General features: G+C 68.5%; 19 protein-coding genes. 6 read left to right on the forward strand and 13 right to left on the reverse strand.

The features are described 5' to 3' along the window. Positions 1-38: 38 nt before the first annotated feature. The 11 genes from ABZV58_RS18030 to ABZV58_RS18080 form a co-directional block, all read right to left on the reverse strand. A complete protein-coding gene (locus ABZV58_RS18030; protein WP_355001699.1) occupies positions 39-605 on the reverse strand; it encodes a TetR family transcriptional regulator in 567 nt (188 codons plus the stop codon). Between the two features lie 211 nt (positions 606-816). Further along, entirely contained in the window at positions 817-1,689 is an 873-nt protein-coding gene (locus tag ABZV58_RS18035) for an LLM class F420-dependent oxidoreductase (protein ID WP_355001267.1), read from the reverse strand. Positions 1,690-1,692: 3 nt separating this feature from the next. Then, positions 1,693-2,667, reverse strand: a complete 975-nt coding sequence (locus ABZV58_RS18040) for an FAD-dependent oxidoreductase (RefSeq protein WP_355001268.1) — start codon at positions 2,665-2,667, stop codon at positions 1,693-1,695. Between the two features lie 21 nt (positions 2,668-2,688). Next, positions 2,689-3,075: a carboxymuconolactone decarboxylase family protein gene (locus ABZV58_RS18045; RefSeq protein WP_355001269.1), complete on the reverse strand. Its 387-nt coding sequence runs from the start codon at positions 3,073-3,075 to the stop codon at positions 2,689-2,691. Beyond that, entirely contained in the window at positions 3,072-3,986 is a 915-nt protein-coding gene (locus ABZV58_RS18050) for an NAD(P)-dependent oxidoreductase (RefSeq protein WP_355001270.1), read from the reverse strand. The genes ABZV58_RS18045 and ABZV58_RS18050 overlap by 4 nt, the downstream gene beginning before the upstream one ends. Next, positions 3,983-4,732 (reverse strand): SDR family oxidoreductase, encoded by a 750-nt coding sequence (locus ABZV58_RS18055; protein WP_355001271.1) that lies wholly within the window; start codon positions 4,730-4,732, stop codon positions 3,983-3,985. Before ABZV58_RS18055 ends, ABZV58_RS18050 begins: the two co-directional genes overlap by 4 nt. Before the next feature lie 51 nt (positions 4,733-4,783). After that, positions 4,784-6,253 carry an aldehyde dehydrogenase gene (locus ABZV58_RS18060; protein ID WP_355001700.1) on the reverse strand — a complete coding sequence of 490 codons (1,470 nt, stop codon included), beginning with the start codon at positions 6,251-6,253 and terminating at the stop codon, positions 4,784-4,786. A gap of 222 nt (positions 6,254-6,475) precedes the next feature. Further along, positions 6,476-6,628, reverse strand: coding sequence for a hypothetical protein (locus tag ABZV58_RS18065; protein WP_355001272.1), 153 nt, complete (start codon positions 6,626-6,628; stop codon positions 6,476-6,478). A gap of 363 nt (positions 6,629-6,991) precedes the next feature. Continuing rightward, complete coding sequence (locus tag ABZV58_RS18070; RefSeq protein ID WP_355001273.1) at positions 6,992-7,363, reverse strand: DoxX family protein; 372 nt, start codon at positions 7,361-7,363, stop codon at positions 6,992-6,994. Positions 7,364-7,450: 87 nt separating this feature from the next. Continuing rightward, entirely contained in the window at positions 7,451-8,125 is a 675-nt protein-coding gene (locus ABZV58_RS18075; RefSeq protein ID WP_355001274.1) for an SDR family oxidoreductase, read from the reverse strand. Between the two features lie 44 nt (positions 8,126-8,169). Then, the gene (locus ABZV58_RS18080) at positions 8,170-8,298 is read right to left on the reverse strand and encodes a hypothetical protein (protein WP_355001275.1); all 129 of its coding nucleotides are present in this window, start codon (positions 8,296-8,298) and stop codon (positions 8,170-8,172) included. A gap of 112 nt (positions 8,299-8,410) precedes the next feature. Here ABZV58_RS18080 and ABZV58_RS18085 point away from each other — a divergent pair, with 112 nt between their 5' ends. The 6 genes from ABZV58_RS18085 to ABZV58_RS18110 all read left to right on the forward strand — a co-directional run bounded on the left by ABZV58_RS18085 (position 8,411) and on the right by ABZV58_RS18110 (position 15,919). Further along, the gene (locus ABZV58_RS18085) at positions 8,411-9,109 is read left to right on the forward strand and encodes a TetR/AcrR family transcriptional regulator (protein WP_355001276.1); all 699 of its coding nucleotides are present in this window, start codon (positions 8,411-8,413) and stop codon (positions 9,107-9,109) included. Between the two features lie 537 nt (positions 9,110-9,646). Then, on the forward strand, positions 9,647-10,264 hold the full coding sequence (locus ABZV58_RS18090; RefSeq protein ID WP_355001277.1) for a helix-turn-helix domain-containing protein: 618 nt from the start codon (positions 9,647-9,649) through the stop codon (positions 10,262-10,264). 733 nt (positions 10,265-10,997) lie between these two features. Then, the gene (locus ABZV58_RS18095) at positions 10,998-11,378 is read left to right on the forward strand and encodes a hypothetical protein (RefSeq protein ID WP_355001278.1); all 381 of its coding nucleotides are present in this window, start codon (positions 10,998-11,000) and stop codon (positions 11,376-11,378) included. A 527-nt stretch (positions 11,379-11,905) separates the two neighbouring features. Beyond that, positions 11,906-12,619 carry a response regulator transcription factor gene (locus ABZV58_RS18100; RefSeq protein ID WP_355001279.1) on the forward strand — a complete coding sequence of 238 codons (714 nt, stop codon included), beginning with the start codon at positions 11,906-11,908 and terminating at the stop codon, positions 12,617-12,619. Continuing rightward, the gene (locus tag ABZV58_RS18105) at positions 12,616-13,689 is read left to right on the forward strand and encodes an ATP-binding protein (protein WP_355001280.1); all 1,074 of its coding nucleotides are present in this window, start codon (positions 12,616-12,618) and stop codon (positions 13,687-13,689) included. The genes ABZV58_RS18100 and ABZV58_RS18105 overlap by 4 nt, the downstream gene beginning before the upstream one ends. A gap of 742 nt (positions 13,690-14,431) precedes the next feature. Next, on the forward strand, positions 14,432-15,919 hold the full coding sequence (locus ABZV58_RS18110) for a DUF4173 domain-containing protein (protein WP_355001281.1): 1,488 nt from the start codon (positions 14,432-14,434) through the stop codon (positions 15,917-15,919). A 16-nt stretch (positions 15,920-15,935) separates the two neighbouring features. Here the strand turns inward: ABZV58_RS18110 and ABZV58_RS18115 are convergent, their stop codons facing one another. Both ABZV58_RS18115 and ABZV58_RS18120 read right to left on the reverse strand, forming a co-directional pair. Beyond that, positions 15,936-16,442 (reverse strand): LOG family protein, encoded by a 507-nt coding sequence (locus ABZV58_RS18115; RefSeq protein WP_355001282.1) that lies wholly within the window; start codon positions 16,440-16,442, stop codon positions 15,936-15,938. Between the two features lie 294 nt (positions 16,443-16,736). Further along, positions 16,737-17,051: a multidrug efflux SMR transporter gene (locus tag ABZV58_RS18120; RefSeq protein ID WP_355001283.1), complete on the reverse strand. Its 315-nt coding sequence runs from the start codon at positions 17,049-17,051 to the stop codon at positions 16,737-16,739.

Below are 17,051 nucleotides of genomic sequence, written 5' to 3' on the forward strand. Positions count from 1 at the left end.
CGTGGGGCGGTTTACTATTATTGGGTCGAAATATTCGGTTATCGATCGAGCAGCAGGCGTATCGTCGTCTCGATCCGATCGGCCATTTCGTTGTACGTACCGTATCCCATGCCGGCTCGGACCAATGCACCCGCGTACAGCATTTCCATTGCTTCGAGGACGTCGTTGTCGGATTCCTTACCCATGGCTTCGGCGATTCGATGGCGTATCTCCAGGCCGATGCGCACGCGCAAATGAGCGACATCCGGGTCCTGGCCGAGTAGTGCGCTCGTCACCGCGCCGGCCAGTTCGGTCTCTCCGCCGACGATCAGTGAGATCTGCCGGAGCGCGGCGACGACACGCTCCGTGATCGCTTGGTCGTCGGTGTACTCGAGATGTGGCGACTGCAAGAGCCGTCGCCAGAACACCTCGGCGACAAGGTGTTCCTTGGAGGAGAAATAGGTGTAAGCCGTGGCGGTGCCCACGCCGGCGGCTGCGGCGACCATTCGTACCGTGAGTCCGGCGTAGCCCTCGCGCTCGAGAACTTCGATGGCGGCCTGCGTCAGCCGATCGACGGTGTCGGCCTGCTTCTCGGTCAGGCGCCGGCGCGTGGCTTCGAGAATCACGGAATCAGAACTGTTTTCGGACACCATTACATGTTAGTCGGATGGGCTGTAAATCGGCAACACGGTCTTTTTCGTGTCGATTCTTGGGCAATTGTGAGAATTGACACGGTGATGTTCGTCCTGGCGCGATCGGCGCGGACGAACATCACAGGCGACTTCGTTGCTCGAATTGTTGGCGGACTCCCTGTGTGTTGGCTACGGGGTGTGTTGGCTACGGGGTGCTGGTCGCCGTCGGTCCCACTTTGTCGAGTTTGCCTCTGAGGCGTTCGAGGTATGCGATCAGGGTCTGTTCTGAATTGTCGGGGATTCCGTACAGTACGTCGGTGACGCCGGCTGCCGCCCAGGCATGCAGGCGTTCGGCCTCGGGCTTCATGTCGAGGGCCACGACGCGGGGTGTCCCGGTGCGGCCGGTGTCCTTCCAGATCTTGTGCAGCAGTTCGACGCGGGCCACCACGTCGGCCTCGCCGGGGGTGGTGATCCAGCCGTCCGCCGAGCGGCTGATCCAGCGGAAGTTTCGTTCGTTGCCCGCCGCCCCGACCAACACCGGCACGCCTGGCTGCTGCGCGGTTTTCGGCCACGCCCAGCTCGGGCCGAACCTGACGAATTCGCCGTCGTAGGAGGCTTCCTCGGTCGACCACAGTGCGCGCATCGCCTCGAGGTATTCCCGCAGCATCGTGCGCCTGCGACCGGGCGGGACACCGTGGTCGGTGAGCTCGTCGGTGTTCCAGCCGTATCCGACGCCCAGGGTGACTCGTCCGCCGGAGAGGTGGTCGAGGGTGGCGATGGTCTTGGCCAGGGAAATGGGGTCGTGCTCCACCGGAAGTGCCACCGCCGTGGCCAATTCGATGGTCTCGGTGACCGCGGCGGCCATCGCGAGCGCCACCCACGGGTCGAGGGTGCGCAGGTAGCGGTCGTCGGGGAGCTCGGCGCCGCCGGTCAGTGGATGCGCGGCGTCGCGGCGGACCGGGATGTGGGTGTGTTCCGGGACGAAGAACGACCGGAAACCCGCTTGCTCGGCGGCGCGTGCCGCGACAGCCGGGGCGATGCCACGGTCACTGGTGAATAGGACGGTTCCGAATCGCATGGTTCACTTCCCGGAGTTGGATTCGTCGGACTTCGCGGCGGAGATTCCCGCTCGCCTGCCGTAGAAGCTGCCGTCGCCGAGCGAAGCGCCGGAGACGTAGCCGCCCGCGCACAACCCCGCCGTGCATCGACCGGCGGCGAACAGCCCTGGGATGGGTTCGCCGCTGACGTGCAGCACCCGCGAGTCCAGGTCGGTGCGCAGACCGCCGAGGGTGAATCCCGCGGTGTGTGAACGCAGATCGAATCCGGCGACAGGGGTTCCGAGCGGCCGCACCCATTCGGGCTTCTTGCCGAGCAGTGGGTCGGATCCCTTGGCGGCATGGTGGTTGTAGGTCTGCACGGTGGATTGCAGAGCCAATTCGGGCAGCCCCATATCGGACTCGAGTTCGGCGATGGATTCGGCCGCCCATTTCGGTGGGACGCGGAAGAACGCCGTTGCGGTCTCGGTCGCGGAGGCCGCTTCCAGCGCTTCCTCGTCGATGATCAGGTACGCCTGATTCTCGTTGCGCAGCAACACTTCCTGGCCGATACGTCCGGGATAGGTGTCTTCGGGGACGAACCGCTGGCCGCGACCGTTGACCAGAATGCCGCGGGCGAGCAACTGCGGGTCGCCGAAGAATGCGACCTCGGTGGCATCCATATGGGCCACGTCGGCGCCGAGCGAACGCGCGAGTTGGATGGCGATCCCGCGCCCGAGCGCCGCGACGAGAAAACGCTCCATGTTCTCGGGGGAGTCCTCGAAGCCGAGCGCGCGCTGCAGTGGTGTACCGCCGCCGAGGTAGATGAAGCCGCCCGCTTGTGACGCGGCACCGCCCCAGCCGCCGGTGCGTTCCAGCACGAGGACGTCGGCGCCTGCTCGCGCGGCCTCGATCGCCGCGGCGACGCCGGCGATGCCGTAACCCGCGATGACGACGTCGGCTCCGAGGTCCCACTGGGCGATGGTGCTCGGCGCTGGTCGCGGGGTCCAATGATCGGACATGTCGTTGTCTGCCTGCCTTCGCTACTTCGGGCGTCGCATCTGCGGTTGTCCGCCTTTGCGGACGCGGTCGACGACGGCGCCGACGGCGGTGTCCAGGCGCGTGCCGTTCGGCCAGCCGACGTAGTGGCACAGGAACAGCGCGATCTCCCGGAGTTGCTCCTCGGTCATCTCCTCGTTGTGCAGCGCGGCATGGATCTGGATTTCGGCGGTTTCCATCCGCCCCTGGGCGGTGAGCACGCCGAGCAGCAGCAGCCTGCGGTCCCGGTCGGTCAGACCGGGCCGGGACCAGATCTCGGCGAAGAGGTGGTCGACGGTGGTCGCGAAGAACGCGCTGTCGATCTCCGGGGGTTGCCAGCCGTAGACCTCTTTCATCCGGGCCAGGCCGCGTGCACGGGCGTCGTCGGTCATCGGTGTGCTCCGTTCTGTTCGATGGATGCGGTCACGGCGGATCGTTCGAGTCCGAGCCCCTCAGCGAGGCGTTCGAGCCCGAGCCGGGCCAGCGGCAGTTCGAGATCGAGCCGGTCACCCAGCGCCAGCGCCAGGCCGAGATCCTTCTCACCGAGATCGCGGACGTGGGACATGATCGGCAACCAGGGATCGCCGGGCGGGAGCGCGGCGGTGGTGTCGCGCCACAGGATCGCGCCGGCGCCGCCGGTCACCGCGTCGGAGTGCCGGACGACTTCGCCGAGGCGGCGGATGTCCAGACCCGCGGCCTCGGCGAGGCGGCAGGCTTCGGTCGCCGCGGCGAACGCCACGAAGTGCAACAGGTTGCGCGCCAGCTTCATTCGGGTGCCCGCGCCCACGGGTCCGGCGTGTACGACGAGATCGGCCCACAGCCGGAACGGGTCGCGCACCGCGGCGAAGGCTTCGTCGTTGCCGCCGACCATCACCGCGAGCCGCCCTTGCGTCGCGCCAGGGGCGCCGCCGCTGACCGGGGCGTCGACCAGGTCGACGTCGCTCGCACGGCAACGCTCGGCGAGTTCGACCGCGGTGCTGTCGGAAATCGTGGAGTGGACGGCGATGACCGTGCCCGCGCGCGCGGTGCGCAGGATGCCATGGGGGCCCTCGACGACATCGCGTACCTGCGCGTCATCGAGGACGGTCACCGATATCACCGAGGCCGTTCGCGCGACCTCGGCCGCCGTCGCCGCGACGGTGGCGCCCGCTGCCGCGAATTTCTCGGTCGCGCTGGGTCGCGCGTCGCAGACCACGAGACCACCGGGCCAGTCGATCAGCCGCTGCGCCATCGGCGCGCCCATGTTGCCGAGGCCGATGAAGCCGACTCGCACGTCGGCCGCGGCAGCGGATCCGGCGCTCATGACCGGATGACCTGTCCACCGTCGATGTTGAAGATCTGGCCGGTGACCCAGCCCGCCTCGTCGGAGAGAAGGAAAAGGCACGCGCCCACCAGATCCTGCGGTGTGCCCATCCGCTTGAGCGGCAACCGCTTCACCATGTCCTCGACCATGTTCGACGGGGTGACCGACTTGGTCGCCTCGGTGTCGATCGGGCCGGGCGCGATGGCGTTGATGCGGATGTTGGAGCCGCCGAGCTCGTGCGCGAGCTGCTGGGTGAGGCCGTTGACGCCCACCTTCGCCAGGCCGTAGAAGCCGGAGTACACCCAGGCGGCGGTGGAGGACTGGTTGACGATCGAGCCGCCACTCTTGGACATGACCGGCCACACCGCGCGGGTGACGTTCAGTGCGCCGTCGAGATTCACGCTCATGAAGCGTTTGTAGTAGTCCCACGGCACGGTCAGCAGCAGGTCCAGCTTCATGGTTCCGTAGATCGCGGCGTTGTTCACCAGATGGTCGATGCCGCCGAACTTCTCGGCGGTGAAGGCCGCCAGCGCGGCGGCCGAGTCCGGGTCGGCGACGTCGACCACGTGGAAGACGGCGGTGTCGCCGGCCGCAGTGATCTCCTTGACGACCGACTCGCCCGCCTCGGCGTTGATGTCGGCCACCACCACGCGGGCGCCCTCGGCCGCGAGCGCCTTGGCGTATTCCGCGCCGATGCCCTGTGCGGCGCCGGTGACGATCGCGGTGCGGTCGGTGAATCGTGTCATGTCCACTTCTCCTCGAAAAGCATTGGTCCCGTGAATGTCTGATGTATCCGGTCAGGCCGGGTAGGCGACGAGCTTGGTCTCCAAGTACTCCTCGAAGCCTGCGACCCCCATCTCCCGGCCGATGCCGGACTGCTTGTAGCCGCCGAACGGCGCGTCCGCCGAGTACCAGGTGCCGCCGTTCACGCCGAGAGTGCCGGTGCGGATGCCGGACACGACCTTGTCGATTCGATCCGGATCGGTGCCCCACACCGATCCCGACAAGCCGTACGGCGAGTCGTTGGCGATGCGGATCGCGTCGTCGTCGTCCTCGTAGGGCAGGATTACCAGCACCGGGCCGAAGATCTCCTCCTGCGCGACGGTCGAGGAGTTGGTGACGCCGGCGATCAGCGTCGGCTCGATGAAGAACCCGGCGCCGCCGTCGGTGGGGCGTCCGCCACCCACCACGATCTCGCCGCCCTCTTCACCGGCGAGAGCGATGTAGCGTTCGACGCGTTCGCGCTGCCGTTCGGAGATCAGCGGACCGCACACCGTGCGGGGGTCGTTCGGGTCGCCAGCCCGGATTCCTCCCAGCGTCTTCGCGGTCGCCTCGACGGCTTCGTCGTACCGCGACCGTGGCACGAGTAGACGGGTACACAGTGCGCACCCTTGGCCGGCGTGCACCGAGACCGAGAAGGCCGCCATGCCGCACGCCGCCCTGATATCGGCGTCGTCGAGAACCACGAACGCGGATTTGCCGCCGAGTTCGAGAAACACCTTCTTGATCGTGGTGGACGCGGCGGCCATGACCGCCTTGCCCGTGCTGGTGGAGCCGGTGAACGACACCAGGTCCACGCGCGGGTCCTCGGCCAGCAGCGCGCCGACCTGGTGGTCGGAGGAGGTGACGACATTGAACACGCCGGCCGGGATGTCGGTGTGCTCGGCGGCCAACGTGCCGAGAGCCGCAGCGCACCACGGTGTCTCGGGCGCGGGCTTGAGTACCACCGTATTGCCCGCCGCGAGCGCGGGCCCGACCTTGGCGAGATTGATCTGGTGGGGGAAGTTCCACGGCGTGATCGCACCGACCACGCCGACGGCCTCCCGGCGCAGCTGCCTTCTGGTCCGCATGCCGAGCGGTTCGGCGATCGGCAGATCGGTTCGCCACGAATAGGCTTCGGCGAGGTCGGCGAAGAAGCCGAGATCGTCCACCGGCCCTTCCAGATGTGGACCGGCGGTCAGCATGCGCGGTGCCCCGACCTCGGCGATGGTGATCTCGCGCAGTTCCTCGATGTGGTCGCGCATCGCATCGCGCAGCTGGCGTATACACCGCGCGCGAAACGCCGGATCGTTCGACCAGTCCGTTTCGTCGAACGCCGTCCGGGCTGCGGCGATCGCCGCGCTCATATCCACGGACGTCCCGTCGGCCGCCGTGCCGAGGCGCTCCCCGGACGCCGGGTCGACCGTCTCGAAGACGCCGCCCGATCCATCCAGCAGCTTGCCGCCGATCAGCAGTTTTGTGCCGCCGACGGGACGCAGATCACTCATTCCGGTGTCTCCCTTAATGTCCGGACAGGTGTCCGGACTATATTTCAGCAAGGAGTTCATCGCAAGAGGCTGTGGCATCCGCGGCCATGGCCCAGTGTTCGTAGGCGGGCTGGGTGGGCGGTCTGGCGCTGCGAAAGGGTGAGTTCGGCGATGGCGCATCGATGCCGTCGCCGCGCGATATTCGGCGTCGCCTGTGGTGCGGACGCTGTTCCGGCGTGCTTGTCAGCGCTCCAGGTAGGCGACAATCGCGCCGACCAACGCCTCGATGGCGTCGTCGAGGTTGCTGTAGGTGCCCAACGTCTGTTCCGAGAGAATGCCGCGCGTTCCGCTGATCCAGGCCAATGAGGTGACCAGTGGATCGCCTATTCGGCCCATCCGCGGTGGCGCCGAGCCGGCAGGGCACGTCCGCCTCGGCTGGCCCGCGCCTCCAACGCCCGGCAGTCCCCGGACGCGCAGCTCGACTCTCTCGCCGAGGCCGGGGTGAACCTGCGTCTTCTCGGAGAAGATCTCCACCCGGGTCGCGAAGCAGCCCGAGCTGGAACAGGTTCGTAGGCCCCATGCCAGTGCTCGGCGTCGACCTCCACGAGCTCCGCCGGTGGGGCCGAATCACCTGTCCACGATTTCGCGATCATGCCGGTGGAGCCACTGAACTCGTTTCCAACCAGTCACGGCGCATGCCGCTGGGATCCCACGGTGATCGGTCGGGCCGGACGGCTGTGCCGGGGAGGGGCCGGGTGGTCAGAACGAGTAGGGCCCGAACCGGCCCCACATGATGACCGCGGCGACGATGAGCAGGATCGCGTTGAACCCGATTGCCTGCGGCTCCTTGCGGCGGGCATGGAGGCCCATGGCAGGGACCATGATCACAGCCAGGCCGGTGGCGGCCAGCGGGGTGAGCACGGTGGCGATGTCGAAAGCTCCCGGCAGAATCAGCCCGAGAGCGTCGGCGAGTTCCGCGACGCCGATCAGACGCACCACGGGTGTCGAGACGTCGCTGACCCATGGCAGCTGGGATATGAGCTTTTCGCGGGGCTGAATCGTCTTGGTGACGCCGGCGGCCGCGAACAGTGCGGCGAGGACCCCCTGCAAGATCCACAGGAACACGTTCATTGGAGCGGAAACCTTTTTCTTCTGCTGTTGCGTCGCGGCGGGGAGTGCCGCGACGGGTCAGGATTCGATGGGTAGGGCCGGGAGGCGTCAGACGGTGAAGACGCGCTCTGCTTGGTCGCGCTGGGTGTGCAGGTCCCAGTAGAGGGGGGCGATGTTCTCGGCCTCGGCCGTCGGGGCTCCGGGAGGGCCACCGGCGCCGATCCACACGCCGATGCCGACGTGGGCGGCGTGGATCCCGGTGCCGGCCAGCTCCTTGTGCAGGTTGAGCACCCAGTTGCGCAGCGCCGCCTGGGCGGCGTTTATGTTGCCGAGCATTGGCTGGGGGTCGATGGAGCCGCCGCCGTTGGTGAAGAGCAGGGTGCCCGCGCCGGCTTCACGCATCGCGGGGAGGACGGCCTGAGTGGCGGTGATGGCGCCGTAGAGGTTGAAGCCCATCAGTTCCTCCACATCGGACGGGCTGGTCTGGGATGGGGTGGTGAGGGTCATGGACTCGATACTCGGGGCCGGTGAGTACTCCAAGACGTCGATGCCGCCGAAGCGGGCGGCGGCGTCCTTCAGCGCTTGGGTGAGCGCGTCGCGGTCGAGCACGTCCGCAGGGAACGCGGCGGCGGTGATGCCCTCGGCGGTGAGTCGGCCTACGAGGCCGTCGAGCTTGGCCCGGTTGCGAGCGATGAGAGCGACGTCGTAGCCCCGGGAGCCGAAGGTGCGGGCGATGGCCAGGCCCATTCCGGGACCGGCTCCGACAATGGCGATGCTGGGCATGGTGGAAATCCTTTGCTTTACAGAGGGATGGGATACGGGATGGATCAGGCGACGGTGATCGCGATCTTGCCGAGGGTGCCGCCGCCGAACGCGGCGAATGCCTCGGGGGCACTTTCCAGGGACCACGCCGAACACGGCGTCGCCGACCGCGAACTCCTTTCGATGGTGGTCACCTCGATTCGGAAAGGGTTATCCGGTTCGTAATCCGGAAAGCCCTATCCGGTTCTCCGCATGCACTGTAACAGCTGAAGTGGAGAGGGTGTTCCAGTTCGGTAGGTTGATGTTATGAACCCTCGCGATCGCTTCGGCGATGACCCTGCCGCCCAGCCGCTGCGCAGCGATGCCGAGCGCAACCGTGCGCGGATCGTGGCCGCCGCGCGCACGGTGTTCAGGCGTGACGGCCTGAACGCCTCCATGGCTTCGGTCGCCCGCGAGGCTGGGGTGGGTATCGCCACCCTGTTCCGCCGATTCCCGGCGAAGGAGGAACTGGTCGCCGCGGTCTTCTCCGACCGGATGGACGCCTACGTCGACGCAGTCGGCGTCGCCCTCGACGACCCCGACCCCTGGCATGGTCTCGCGGGGTTCATCGAAACCGTCTGCGCGATGCAGGCCGCCGATTACGGCTTCGCTGATGTGCTGACCATGACCTTTCCCACAGCCGAGGCCCTGGAGGAGCGCCGTAACCAGGCGTACGAGGGCGTTGTGAAGCTCATCGGCCGAGCCAAGGCCACAGGGCGCCTGCGTGAGGACTTCACCCCCGAGGACCTGGTGTTGGTGCACATGGCCAACGCCGGTGTCGTCAACGCCACCGGCGACGCCGCTCCCGACGCCTGGAAACGCGTCGTCGCCCTGATGCTCCAGTCCTTCGAGGCCCCCGCCCGCGGCGCGCTGCCCGACCCCCCTGAGCCGCGCGCCCTCTACCAGGCCATGCTCCGCGCCAACCAGGCGTACTGCCCCCCGTCGGGAAGGCAAGAGGAGGGCTGAAAGGCCCCACGTGAGCCCGAATGCGCTTCCTGAGCGGCGGAACCGACAGAGGCGAATCGGGACTACCACCCGGCAACCCCGACCGCGCCGGTCTCAGCCGTGATCGCTGCTCCTCACGCGGGACTCGTTGCCGGACAAGGACTCTGACAACAGCACGAGCGCGTCGTACATGCCCTGTTCTTCGACACGCCCAGCGCACGCGGCCTCGACCACGTGCCCGCGCGATTCGGGCCGGCCTGGTGTCGGCATCGCACTCGCATGATCACGACCATTGTGCTCAGGATTTCAGTCCCCTATCTTCGACCGGTCGAGAAGTGCGCCGGTGCCGGCGTTTCCAAGGTTGAGCTGTATGCGGCGGTCCGCCGTGATTCTCGGCGCGGGTGTCGAAGCGGGATTGGAACGCAAATACGGGGCGCCTCGTCGCTCCATCGTGTAGCCATGCCATCGAACTGGACAGCAACGGATCGCATTGCGAGGTTGCGGCAACAAAAGCTGTGGAAATGTAGCAGTAGTGGTCGGTTCTGCTAGCGTGACACTGTGCCCGCCGCCTCCGGAAATGCTGGGATCCGCACCGTTGCCGAGAGCATGGAGGCGCGGATTCTGGACGCGGCACTGGCGCGCTTCGAGAAGGTCGGTGTCAAGAAGACCACCATCGAAGACATCGCTCGCCAGGCGGGATTGGACCGGGTCACCGTCTATCGGCGCATGGGTTCGCGCGACGATCTCGTCCAAGCCGTCATCAGTCGTGAAGTGGCCGCGGTGCTCACCGAGATCACCACACTCGCCGAGGGTCACGACCGGATCGAGGAACTGGTCGCCGCGGTCTTCGTCACAGTGATCACTCGCTGGCGCACTCACCCCCTGGTGGCGACGATGCTCAGCGTCGAACCCGAGCGGGTCGTGTCGAAACTGACTTTCGACGGGGGCGAGCAAACCTTCGCTATGACCGTCGCGGCTACCACGCTCATGCTCGAGGGCGCGGCCGCACGTGGGCTGCTGCCGTCTGTGCCGGATCTGTCGGCTCGCGCCGAGGTCGTCTGCCGCGTCGTGCACTCCATGATTTTGGCTCCGCACGGCGTGGATCGCCTGCTCACCGAGGGCGAACTTGCCGACTACGCGCGGCGCTACCTGGCCCCAATCCTCACTTCGGAGTGATCACCACCGCGGAGCACTGCCGGGTCCGGCTAGCCGGTCACGGGCTCGGTGAATGTCGTCGATCAGGGTCCGAGGAATAGCCGTTCACACGGCAGACGCGGCGCTCGGCGCCCAGCGCCCGGATTGCGGACCAATTCGATCGTGCACCATGGCGATTTCATCCAATCGTGGAGCAGGTTGTCCATTGCCGCCGCCGCGACCGTGTAGTCGAAGGCGATCCCGGCCAGCCACAGCCGCAGATACACATCACCACCAGGTGCCGACCCGCACTCGCGCGACCGACAGGCCCGCTCCGACGAAGCCCGGCGCCGGGCATCTTCGAGCCCAAACGCCGGCTTCTCGCAGCGGCAGTGTGAATCCTGCGCAGGTGACTCGGTCTGCCCTCGAGGCGGGGTGGACCTTCCCCCGCCAGGCGCGGACGTGGAGCAGGCCAGAGGGGCGCTGGTTCGCGCTGTCAGTGGCATGAGATCTCCCAGTCGGGGGTACCGGTCGTGCCATCGGGCGGTAACTCGGCCCCAACGCTATACGGCAACATATGAGGTTGCAATGTTGCAGAGGGAGGTGTTTGAAGTTGTCGCTGGGATGTGCCCGCGGGTAGCCGCGGTCGCCGAGGCTTGGATTTGGCTGAAGGATTATGTCGGACAGGTGTCCGGTCTACTGTTCGGGGCGGCCCTTGGTCGGGCCGTGTGGTGGAGTACATGGCTCAGGAGCGTCAGTGCTGCCGCGGCTGGTCGTGGCGACTGACTTGGCCGGGGCGTCGATGACTCCGGATGTGGTCCGGATCGGGCAATGGCAGACGCCGAGTCCGGAATGGTTGCCGCCGGGGTGCCGAGACCTGATCAACGACACAGCGGCCGGGCTCGAGGCGCAGGTCGCGACCGCGTTGGACTCGATCGGCATCCCGGCCGGTCGTTCGGACCGGGTGTCGGGCGCCACAGTGGCCGGTGCCGGCATCGGCGGCGCGCTAGGAGCGGTCGCTGCTGGTGCGCCCGTCGGAGCGGCCGCAGCGGTGGTCGGCGAGCTGATCGGCGGAACCAAAAGGCGTGGGTGGAAGGTGGATTCGGGGGTGATGGTGATGGCCGAGATCGAGGCTGCGTGGTGGAAAGCGGGGTAGCCCACGCGTTCGCTATGGGCCATTCGCGCCGAGTCCGATGAGTCGACTTGGGGACGAGTGCCTCAATCCTGATCCACAGCAGCCGGGCGCAGGACGCATCGCCTCGTTGTTCACCTCGCCTCCCGTTCCTTCCTGTCCTGAGTCCGCATACGGCGTCGAGTCATGGCGCGCGGTGACCCCGCCTCGACGGACGGGTCGAGCGACTCGGCGGCAGAGGCCGACATCGACACGAAGGAGCACCGCGGGACGTGACCGGAGGTATGCGTCGGTTCGGTGGTCGAAACCGAGGGGGTCGGTGGCGAATCCGGACCGGCGACGTCGAGCGCCGGCGCGACGGAGGAAGGTGGCGGCTTTCCACGCGTTGGCACACTGTTGGCAGCACTGGCAGTGCTCGGCGCTCGGCGTGGAGTGTGAAAACGCTGCTGACCTGGCTCGATGGAATCAGGGCAGCCGGCATTTGATTATGCACACGGAATCTTCACAATTGCCGACGCTGCTCTCCACAGCGGGTGGTTAGGGTTCCGGGCATGGAGCTTCGGAATGGGGAGCGCGCCGCGGCGGCCAACGGGCAGGCGCGGCGGATTCTGGTGGTCGACGACGAGGTCACCATCGCCGAATCCGTGGCCGCGCGGTTGCGGGCGGAGGGGTTCGCCGTCGAGCTGGCGCACGACGGGCCCGGCGCGGTGGCCGCGGTCGAGGCGAACGAGCCCGACTTGGTCGTGCTGGATGTGATGCTGCCCGGCTTCGACGGCCTCGAGGTGTGCAGGCGCATCCAGGCCGGGCGCGGCGTGCCGGTGCTCATGCTCACCGCGCGCACCGACGAGACCGACCAGCTCGTCGGGCTCGGCGTCGGCGCGGACGACTACCTGACCAAGCCGTTCTCGATGCGCGTGCTCGCGGCCCGGGTGCACGCGCTGCTGCGCCGGGTCGAGCGCGCCGCCGACCGGGAGGGCGCCGCGATCGTCGTCGGCGATCTGCGCATCGATCTGGAGCAGCATCGCGTCTGGCGCGGTGACACCGAAGCCAAGCTGACGCCACTGGAATTCGAGCTGCTCGCCCGGCTGGCGCGGCGGCCGCGGGTGGTGCTGGCCAGGGAACGTCTGCTCGAGGAGGTCTGGGATTGGGCCGACGCCGCGGGCACCCGCGCGGTCGACAGTCACGTGAAAGCGTTGCGGCGCAAGCTCGGCGCGGATCTGATCCGCACGGTGCACGGCGTGGGTTACGCGTTGGAGGCGCGATGACCACCGACGCGCGCACGAAGGACGCCACACCGTCGGAGTTCACGCGCCGATGCCGCGCGCTCGCCGACACGGTGGCCGAGGCGCTTCCCCGGCCGCTGGATCCGGTGCGGTCGGTGAAACTCAAGCTGGCGATCCTGATGGTGGTCTCGGGTGGTCTCGCGTTCGGGTTCTTCCGTTTCCAGATCGGCTGGCTGCCGCCGCGAACCACCCTGACCGCGGTGTTGATCGCCCTGATCACCTCTCAGATCCTCGCGCACGGCATCACCAGGCCGTTGCGGGATATGACCGCGGCCGCTCAGCGCATGGCCCAGGGCGACTACACCCGCCGGGTGCGGGCGAGTTCGCGCGATGAGGTGGGGCAGCTCGCCGAGGCGTTCAACCGGATGGCCGCCGACCTCGCCGCCGTCGACCAGCAGCGCCGCGACCTCATCGCCAACGTCTCGCACGAACTGCGCACACCGATCACCGCGCTGCACGCCGTGCTGGAGAACCTGGTCGACGGTGTGTCCGAACCCGATCCGAGCACGCTGCGCACCGCGCTGGCCCAGACCGAACGGCTCGGGCTGCTGGTCTCCGAACTGCTCGACCTGTCCAGCATCGAGGCGGGCGCCTTGGCGTTGGATCGCGAGAACATCCCGGTCGCGCCGTTGCTCGCCGAGGTGGTCGCCGAGGCCGAGGTGATGGCGGCGGCGCAGGGCCGCGGCGTGCGATTCAGCACCGACGTGCGGCCCGACACCGCGTGCGTCGACGCCGACCGTGCACGCTTGCACCAAGTGCTGATCAACCTGCTCGACAACGCCGCGCGGCACGGCCCGGCGGGCGGCGAGGTGCGGATCACCGCCCACGCGCAGCACGGCGAACTCGTCATCGATGTCCAGGACGAGGGTCCCGGCATCCCGGCCGCCGAACGCGCCACTGTCTTCGACCGCTTCACCCGCGGCGGACGCACCAACGGCGGCGGCACCGGACTCGGCCTCGCCATCTCCCGCTGGCTGGTCGACCTGCACGGCGGCACCATCGCCGTGGCCGACCCCGGCTCCCGCATCCGCGTGGTCCTGCCCGCCCCCTGACGGGCCGGATCCGACCGAAACAACCCACCGCAACCCGGACCGCCAGAGGTGCCGGGGCGATCACGCACACCCGAAATCGGAGGGGCTCATGAGTAAAGAACCGACCGGATGGAATGATTCGACGCCTGAACCGCCGGACGCGACGGCGGCGGCCCCGGAAAGCGCCGGCGAGAGTGCCACGCGGTCGACCGCCCTGGAGACGGCGGCCGCTGAGACTCGCGAAGGCTCCGATGGTGGAGCAGGATCGACCGGCCTCGAGATGGCGACGAGCCCGGCGGCCGCCGAAACGCGGAAAGGTTCGGCGGGTGGAGCCGACCAGTCGGCCGCCGCCCCCGACACGGCGACCGTCGCGTCCACCGACGGAAGCGGCAAGACGGTGGACGGCGCGACGGCGGGTTCGTCCTCGCATGACGCCGCCGCGAAACGTACTCGCTCGCCCGAGTCGCCGGGTGCTGGCGAATCCTCGGACCGCGGCACGGCTTCGCGGGGGTCCGGCACGGTCTCGCCTGAGGCAGGCGAGCAAGCTGCGCGCGCCACGGCCGCCGCAGAGTCCGCGGATGCTCCGGTAGACGGCAAAGCGGCGGCATCGTCGGACGCTCCGGCTACCAGCAAGACGTCGATTTCCTCCGACAAGACCGCTGAACAGCCCACCGAATCCGGGACGAAGCTCGTGAAGACCGCGGATGCCACCGCGAAAGACCCTGACAGTCAGGTGAATTCGACCCCAGGCGCACTCCAGCCGATGAGTCCAGTACCCGGACGATCCGGCCTACTGACCATGGCGCCGATACCCAAGTGGCGCAGGGTCGCCTATCCGCCCGCGGCATTGCCCGCCGCCTTGGTCGCCGGAGTCGCGGCCGCGGTACTGGTTCCGTGGGACCGCCCCGGCATCGGCTGGGTGCTCGCCGCCTTGGTCGCCGCGGGCGCGGTGTTCGTCGTCGATCGACGGGCGCGCGCGTCAGTCGAGCAGGGCGAGTCGACCGGCGACCGTTCGATTCGCGCACTGCTGCGGCACAACCCGGCGCGACTGTGGTGGACCGCGCTCGCCCTGGCGCTGCTGGCGGTGGGCGCGGTGCGGGCGGCGGGGTGGCTGTTCGTGCTGTGCGTCCTGGCGGCGGTCTTCGCCAGTTCGCTCGCCGTGGTGTCGCGCCGCTCGGTGCACGGCATCTGGTACGACGCGATCGCCGTGCCGCTGGAAGCGTCCGCCGCGGTGCTGTGGGTGTCCGAGGGTGCGCGCCGGGCGCGCGACGCGCGAAAGACGCGCACGTGGCGGGCCGGACTCTCGGTGGGCGCGACCGTCGCGCTGCTCGCCGTCTTCGCGCCGCTGCTCGGCAGCGCCGACGCCACCTTCGGTTCGATATTGAACCGGCTGGTCCCCGCCGTCGACACGGGGTCGCTCGTGCGATGGACGCTGGTGTCCGGCGCGGTGGCGCTGGGGTGCCTCGGCGCGATGTTCCTGCTGGCCGGTCCGCCGAGGTCGGCGGATTCGATGCCGCGCGAGAAAGTTTCGGGCCGCACGGTGAGCCGGTGGGAGTGGGCGCTGCCGGTGGGCGCTTTGACGGCGCTGTTCGCCGCGTTCGTCGCCGCTCAGTTCGCGGCGCTGTTCGGCGGCGACGACTACGTGCAGAAGACCGCGGGCCTCACCTACGCGCAGTACGCGCGCAGCGGTTTCGGGCAGTTGTCCATCGTCACCATGCTGGCGCTGGCGGTGATCCTCACGGTGCTGCGGTTCGCCGACCAGGATTCGGCACGCGACCGAACGTGGCTACGCGCGCTGCTCGGCTCGGTGACCGCGCTGTCGCTGGTGCTCGTCGCCTCCGCGCTCGGCCGCATGTGGACCTATCAGCAGGCCTACGGCTTCACGGTGCTGCGCGTGCTCGTGGAGGCGTTCGAGCTCTGGCTCGGACTGATCTACGTGCTGGTGCTCGCGGCGGTGGTCCGGTTGCGCCGCGCCTGGCTGCCGCGCGCCGCGCTCGGCACGGCGTTGGCGACGCTGCTGATGCTCGCGATCCTGAATCCGGAACGCCTGGTCGCCGAGCGCAACATCGACCGCTGGACGAACGGGAAGACGCTCGACACGGACTATCTGAGCACCCTCTCGCCCGACGTCGTCCCCGCACTGGACCGGCTCCCGGAACCGATGCGCGCCGAGGTGCTCGAACCGATCCGCGACGACCTGCCCGAAGACACCTGGCAGAGCTGGAACCTCTCCCGCGCCGCCGCCCGCTGAACCCGGCGCGCCACACTCAACCCCGGCGTGACCCGATCGCGAGCCGCACCGCTTCAGCGGGGTCGGCGGCGGTGAGTGTGGCCTGCAACGGCTCACCCGCGGCGTCGAGGATCTGCCAACCGCCGAGCGAGACGACCGGGATATCGCCGCGGTGCCGTGCCAGCGCCAGTTCGGACAGCGTGCCCCAGGACCCGCCGATGACGATGACGGCGTCGGCGGAGCGCACCAGGATCGCGTTGCGCGCCTCGCCCATGTTCGTGAACAGCACGGCGGAAAGTCCCGCGCAGGCGGCGTCGCGGTCGATGTCGGGCCGCACCCCGATCACCAGTCCGCCCGCCCGCGACGCGCCTTCGGCGACGGCGGCCATCACACCGAAGCCGCCACCGCACAGCACGGTCGCCCCCGCGGTGGCGAGCAGTCGGCCGACCTCGGTGGCGTTCGCGGCGTCGGCGCGGGTGCACGCGGTGGGCCCGCACACGGCGACCTGCTTGGCGTAGGTGCGTCGGGTGGTCAGCGCTGCCATATCGACAGTGTGCCGGGTCGAGGGGGCAGCCGCGGGTTCCTCCGGCGAGTCGCGCCGCGGCGTCGTCAGGGAAGCCGAACGCCATCTCGGTCTCCGCGCGCAACGCGGCGGTCCGTTCCATCGACCGAGTGTTGGCGTAGAGCGCCTTGTAGATGCGGTGCGAGCCGGGCGAATTCGCGGCGATGCCCTCGGCGAGATCGATGACATACCGATCGAGTTCGGCGTCGGGCACGCAGTGGTCGACCAGCCCGATGCCCGCGGCTTCGGCGCACGCCACGCCGGTGTCTTCGCACCCTATTGCACGAACTTCAGTCCGATGACGCAGGCGATGATGCCGCCGAGGAAGGCGATCCTGGCCGCCGAGACGGTCTCGGCGCCGGTCGCCATGGCGTACCCGACGGTGAGCGCCGCACCGATGCCGATCCACACGGCGTAAGCCACGCCGATCGGTATGCGCCGGGTGGCCAGCGCCAACCCGATCATGCTCACCGCCAACGCGATTCCGAACACCGCCGTGGGCACCGGCCGAGAGAACCCGTCCGACATGCCGAGCGCGGTCGCCCACACGGCCTCGAACACCGCGCTGACGATCAGCAGCGGCCACGCCAT

The organism is Nocardia sp. NPDC004654 (assembly GCF_040609595.1).
GTDB lineage: Bacteria > Actinomycetota > Actinomycetes > Mycobacteriales > Mycobacteriaceae > Nocardia.

Coding starts and splice junctions, on each gene's coding strand:
- ABZV58_RS18050 (WP_355001270.1), bottom strand. CDS start 3,986: ATGAGCGCCGGATCCGCTGCCGCGGCCGACGTGCGAGTCGGCTTCATC.
- ABZV58_RS18045 (WP_355001269.1), bottom strand. CDS start 3,075: ATGACCGACGACGCCCGTGCACGCGGCCTGGCCCGGATGAAAGAGGTC.
- ABZV58_RS18070 (WP_355001273.1), bottom strand. CDS start 7,363: ATGAACGTGTTCCTGTGGATCTTGCAGGGGGTCCTCGCCGCACTGTTC.
- ABZV58_RS18115 (WP_355001282.1), bottom strand. CDS start 16,442: ATGGCAGCGCTGACCACCCGACGCACCTACGCCAAGCAGGTCGCCGTG.
- ABZV58_RS18035 (WP_355001267.1), bottom strand. CDS start 1,689: ATGCGATTCGGAACCGTCCTATTCACCAGTGACCGTGGCATCGCCCCG.
- ABZV58_RS18065 (WP_355001272.1), bottom strand. CDS start 6,628: ATGGGCCGAATAGGCGATCCACTGGTCACCTCATTGGCCTGGATCAGC.
- ABZV58_RS18100 (WP_355001279.1), top strand. CDS start 11,906: ATGGAGCTTCGGAATGGGGAGCGCGCCGCGGCGGCCAACGGGCAGGCG.
- ABZV58_RS18060 (WP_355001700.1), bottom strand. CDS start 6,253: ATGAGTGATCTGCGTCCCGTCGGCGGCACAAAACTGCTGATCGGCGGC.
- ABZV58_RS18040 (WP_355001268.1), bottom strand. CDS start 2,667: ATGTCCGATCATTGGACCCCGCGACCAGCGCCGAGCACCATCGCCCAG.
- ABZV58_RS18055 (WP_355001271.1), bottom strand. CDS start 4,732: ATGACACGATTCACCGACCGCACCGCGATCGTCACCGGCGCCGCACAG.
- ABZV58_RS18110 (WP_355001281.1), top strand. CDS start 14,432: ATGAGTCCAGTACCCGGACGATCCGGCCTACTGACCATGGCGCCGATA.
- ABZV58_RS18105 (WP_355001280.1), top strand. CDS start 12,616: ATGACCACCGACGCGCGCACGAAGGACGCCACACCGTCGGAGTTCACG.
- ABZV58_RS18075 (WP_355001274.1), bottom strand. CDS start 8,125: ATGCCCAGCATCGCCATTGTCGGAGCCGGTCCCGGAATGGGCCTGGCC.
- ABZV58_RS18085 (WP_355001276.1), top strand. CDS start 8,411: ATGAACCCTCGCGATCGCTTCGGCGATGACCCTGCCGCCCAGCCGCTG.
- ABZV58_RS18120 (WP_355001283.1), bottom strand. CDS start 17,051: ATGGCGTGGCCGCTGCTGATCGTCAGCGCGGTGTTCGAGGCCGTGTGG.